Below are 4,780 nucleotides of genomic sequence, written 5' to 3'. Positions count from 1 at the left end.
TTTCCATGAAAGCCTGTGCTCGGGTGGTGGTGTTGTGAGAGACCCTATTATCTGAGCATCAGGCTTTCTTTAAAACTGTCCGAACCATTGTTTTAAAGCTCCTTAGCTAAAATCAAATTCTAAATCGTCGTCTTCACCGCCGAATACTTCGTCGAGGTTATCCGGGGCGTTGCCACTGTCGGTGTACTTGGCTAGCAGCTCAGCACGCTCGGTTAGCTGGTAGAGCTGATGGGTCGAGAACATCTGGGCATGGGCCAGCGCCAATGATGCGCCTCTTAGGGAGTGCAGGGTGTCTGCATCCAAGGTATTCAGCGCTTGGCCGTTGATGCGGTATAGGCCCTGCACGTTCAGCGGGGTTTGCTCTGCCCGTTCGATCGTTAAAGGCCAGGGCTCGATAATCCCTGCCTTATCGAGGGCAGACATCGCCTCTTGCGTGATCCGGCGGTGCTGTTCGCAATGTTTCAAAAATACCATCGTCTTGTTTACCCATTCACTGGGTTCGCCCGCCTCAGTAAACAGAGCGCTGCCCTCTTCGTCGCTTAGGTGCGAAGAATGTATCGCCAGTTGTTGCTGGCCATCCGGTGAAGAGGCCATGGCGAAAGGATAGCTGCGCAGAGCGGCGGGAACGTATTTTCCGAGCCATCGACCGTCTGGCGCTACGTACAGATTGCGCTGGGCATCGTGGCTTAAGAGGGCAACGGGCTGAAACCCCGCCTCTTGCTTGAGAAAGGCAATCACGTAGTGCGACAGGAGCCGGCCTAACTCCACCGCCATGATGGGTACGACGCTATCTTGGGCGGCAAACTGGAAACCGACACGTGGCAAAGCACGTTTTCGCGCGTGTTGCGTTGATGACAGTACGATCCATTCAGACATGCAATAGGGTCTTTTGTGGGTTCATGGTAGAAAGACGTTCAGGGCTGATAGTGTGCGCCGGCATGGTGAAACAGGAAGTGCCCCTGATCATACATCCGGGCAAAAAAAGCTCTGGCAACGTTTTGAGACAAGTCGACGCGATCCTGTGTCTTGATCAGCCCCAGAATATCCGCCACGGTGTGTTCGCCGTTAACGTACTTGACCAGCAGCGTTTCCTCGGGGGTCAGGTCGAACTCGTGCCAGTCGCGTTTCAGCCGGGCCAATCGTCCTGTGGCTTTATCTTCCGGGTGGACGACTTCCAGCAGGTGGCGAACACGAGGCACCCACTTCAGGTAGTCATCCGTGGTGAAGTCGACAGGGGGAACGGTTTTCATCCGCTCGGGGCGGGCCAGAATGAAGCGGTGCGTTCCACGTGTCTGCGCGATGATTTCCATCACCGCCCAGCGATCCACTTCGCTCAGGTGGGGCAGGCGCGCATGCAGTGGGTGCCCCTCCGGCACACCGGCTTCGGCGTTATAAGCCAGTCGATCCGCCCAGTCCCAGAAGCCTAGCCCCGCTTGAGCAGCAAAATCCATTAATTGCGGCACGGTATAGGCACGATCCTGCGGGTGCAGAAAGGTATCCACGATGCCGGCGTCATACGACAAGTCCGTTGCGCTGCTCACGTAGGGGCGAGCGGCGTGCCACTCGGGCAAAGAGGTCAGGGTCGCTTTTACCAAATCAACGTCTTCCTGACGTTGCTCGCACCCGAGCAGGCGAAACGCTTCCTGCATCATGTAGACACCCACACGGCGGTAGTAGCCATAGAGCATCAGGCTCATCACTCCCCAGCGCACAAAGCCCCGCCTCGGGATCGGGTAGGTGATGCAGCACACCGGTAGAGATAATCAAATCGAACTGCTGATCGAGGGTATCCACCTCCAACAAATTCAGATGATGCAAGGTCAGGTTGTCCAACCCATGTTTCTCTTTCAGGTACTGCGTGTGCTGCAGGCTGGTCAAGGATAGGTCGATGGCCGTCACCTGGGCGCTTGGATTGCTCAAGGCATTGTAAGCTGCCTGGTTGGTGCCACAACCGGCAATCAGGACCCGCAGCGGCGGCTTACCTTGGCGGCCTTCCGGCCACAGCAGCGGCCAGAACAGCCGTGGGTCGGTGAATTCGTAATAGCCCGTTTCCTTGATGGCCTTGGCCATGTCCGGGATGGGCTGGGGGTAACACCACTGGGTGTATTGCTTGGCAACAATATCTGACATCACAAAGGTTCCAAAGTAAAAAGCCCCCGAGGGTAAACTCGGGGGCTATGTCAAACTGACATCTTAACTGTCAGGTCAAGCTCAATGTCATTTAGGCGATTTCAATCTGACCGGCCAGTGCAGAGGCGTCGGTCACATTGTCGAAGGTACCGACCAGTGCGATTTCGCCAGCTGCAACGTCAGTGTCGACGCCTGCGTTGTAGTGGTACAGGTAAGCGGCCTCACCGTCAGTAGCTACCATAAAGCCGGTTTGGCCATTGGCAACAGTGATAACCGCCGGGTTGGCATCGCCAACACCTTTCAGCAGCTCGGTACCATTCAACATACCGGCCTGGTCCAGATCCGCGCCGTTGTTGGTGGCGTTGAACTGGAACACGATCAGGTCTTGAGTAGTCGCGGTGATCGTGTCGTCGGCGGCGGTCACGTTGAAGCGTGATGCAGCTGCACCAGCGAGGGTTCCAGCGGTAGTATCGGCAGTACCGATGCGCAACTCATCCATGGCGACATCAAAGTCGGTCACGGTGTCACGGCTTGTAGCCACTGTGATACCCGCGAAAGAAACAACGTCTTCACCCGTGCCGGTAGTGATGGAATCAATACCTGCACCCGCGGTGATCTGGTCGTTGCCTGCGCCCGCATCGATGGTGTCGTTGCCAGCACCTGTAACGATGTTGTCGTTGCCATCGCCAGCCGTCACGGTATCGTTACCCGCCAGCGTGGTAATGGTGTCGTTACCGGAACCAGTGGTGACAACATCGCCAGTGGCTGAAGTCGCAGTGGTCACGGTGATGTCACCGGTGTAGTCGCCGGCGTTGAACTGAACTGCGCGGTCGAAGCCAGCATCGCCAGCTGTCGGGCCTTCAATGATCAGCGTCTGAGAGCCGGTCACATCCATAACGGAGACGTTGCTGAATGCAACACCATCTGCTCCGGTACCGTCACCAGCACCACCGCGAACCGTCAAGGGTGCGCTGGAAACATCGAGCGCCACTTTAGTTACTGCAGTGTCGGCAGTAAGAGCAGCAGCAGCTGCATTATTATTAGAATTACCCGCACCACCTGTGATGGTAATGGCGTTAGTGCCACCTACCGACAGATTAGCCGTTTGATTAGCAGAAGCACCGGCTAGTGTCACTGCCTCTTCTGCAGAGGTGCCAGCGTTAATACCACCAGTGATATTGCCACGGAAGACCAGGTTATCGGTGCTTTCGAGGCCTGTCACCGCAAGACCTACAGTGTCATCATTCGCCGTATACGCACCGAACTCAAAGGTATTGATATTGGTGTAGGCGTCTGCAACCAGAGCGTCATCTTGGTTAGTACCAGCAACCGGAGTAAAACGCAGCACTTCGGCGTTGCTGACGACAGTGTTGATGGTCGCTGCTGTGGTGGCGCTGGCTTCTGTGTCAACCACTACACGGTCGGCATCGCCGGCACCCAGGTCAATGCTGTCTTGCGTTGCACCCGCAGCCGCTACCAGAGCACCGTGAGTAACGCTGACGGTGTCATCACCGGAACCCGTGACCACATCCAGAATACGGCCAGCGCCTGTCAGGTCGATAGACAAGTCACCAGTGAAATCACCCGCTGCCACGGTGTTCAGGGCGTTCATCGCACCCGTCAGGGTGAGGTTGGCATCACCGGTGACGTTCAGCGTGGAGTTGTTCGCCAGGTCGAAAGCTTGGGTGAAGCTGGAAGCCGCTGTGGAAGAATCGACGTTCAGCGTTTCGATGGCACCCGTGCCGCCGTTGTCATCGATGTCGATTTGTGTGGCTCCGAGCTGAGCACCGTTCACGTCCAGACTGACCGCATCCGCGGCACCAGCGAGAGCTGCCGTGGTGTAAGTGAACTGGTGATTACCACCCGTCGCACCAGTCACGTTCAGCTTGGCATCGGTGCTGCCGATGTTGTTGAAGTCAAGAGCAGCACTAGAGCCCTCGGACTTCAGCATAGCCGAGCCAGAGTCAGTGGTGGACATATCGAACTGCGAAGCGCCAGTTGCGCGGAACACCAGGTTCTCGACGTTGGTTACGTTTGCCAGTGAAACGTCAGCAGCGCCAACAGCAAGGCCGTAGGCCACCAGCGTATCGTTACCTTCGCCGCCGTCGACTGTGTCGAGGTTCGGTTGGAAGGTCGCTGTACCAGCGTCAACGAAAGCGTTGAAGGTATCGTCGCCAGCAGCACCGGTCGGGTTATCAGCACCTTGAGTGAGACTAAAGGTCTGGCCTTCGTCTGCACCGCCAGTGTCGCCACCGCCAGTGTCACCGCTGCCTTCTCCGGTCACCGTTACGTCTGCACCGGCAACTTCATCACCGTCAGCCAGTGTCTGTCCACCAAAGGTAAGGTCGGAACCAGAAACGGCCATGGTTGCACTGCCGTCAGAGAAGGAAAGCTCTGTGGTAGCGTCAGTACCGGCCGCCACGCTGACCAGGACATCGCCATCAGCGTTGCGAATTTCAAGCGTTGTGCCATTGCGGACAACGGTCACATCAGTCGAGGCAATACCTGCCAGGTTAACGTCTGCAGTGCCTGCATCCAGACCGACAACGCTGGCACCATTTTCCAGGTTTATTGTCTTCCCGCTGGTATTACCCAGCACTTCGACTTCCAGCCCAGCAGGGATCGGAAGCGTATCAGGGGTAGTATCTAG

The 4,780-nt window shown here is 56.8% G+C and carries 4 protein-coding genes; all 4 read right to left on the bottom strand.

Going from position 1 to position 4,780, the window contains the following annotated elements:
* Nucleotides 1-102: 102 nt before the first annotated feature.
* Nucleotides 103-876: a SapC family protein gene (locus QC823_RS16010; RefSeq protein WP_309657341.1), complete on the bottom strand. Its 774-nt coding sequence runs from the start codon at nucleotides 874-876 to the stop codon at nucleotides 103-105.
* Between the two features lie 38 nt (nucleotides 877-914).
* On the bottom strand, nucleotides 915-1,688 hold the full coding sequence (locus QC823_RS16005; RefSeq protein ID WP_309657340.1) for a hypothetical protein: 774 nt from the start codon (nucleotides 1,686-1,688) through the stop codon (nucleotides 915-917).
* Nucleotides 1,597-2,130 carry a class I SAM-dependent methyltransferase gene (locus QC823_RS16000; protein ID WP_309657339.1) on the bottom strand — a complete coding sequence of 178 codons (534 nt, stop codon included), beginning with the start codon at nucleotides 2,128-2,130 and terminating at the stop codon, nucleotides 1,597-1,599. The genes QC823_RS16005 and QC823_RS16000 overlap by 92 nt, the downstream gene beginning before the upstream one ends.
* 91 nt (nucleotides 2,131-2,221) lie before the next feature.
* Nucleotides 2,222-4,780 (bottom strand): beta strand repeat-containing protein (locus QC823_RS15995; RefSeq protein ID WP_309657338.1); only part of this gene is annotated, 2,559 nt, incomplete at its 5' end.

It is taken from the genome of Vreelandella vilamensis, assembly GCF_031451755.1.
Classification (GTDB): domain Bacteria; phylum Pseudomonadota; class Gammaproteobacteria; order Pseudomonadales; family Halomonadaceae; genus Vreelandella; species Vreelandella vilamensis.
Note: the sequence above shows the minus strand (reverse complement) of the source record. Positions and strands in the feature narration are given on the sequence as shown.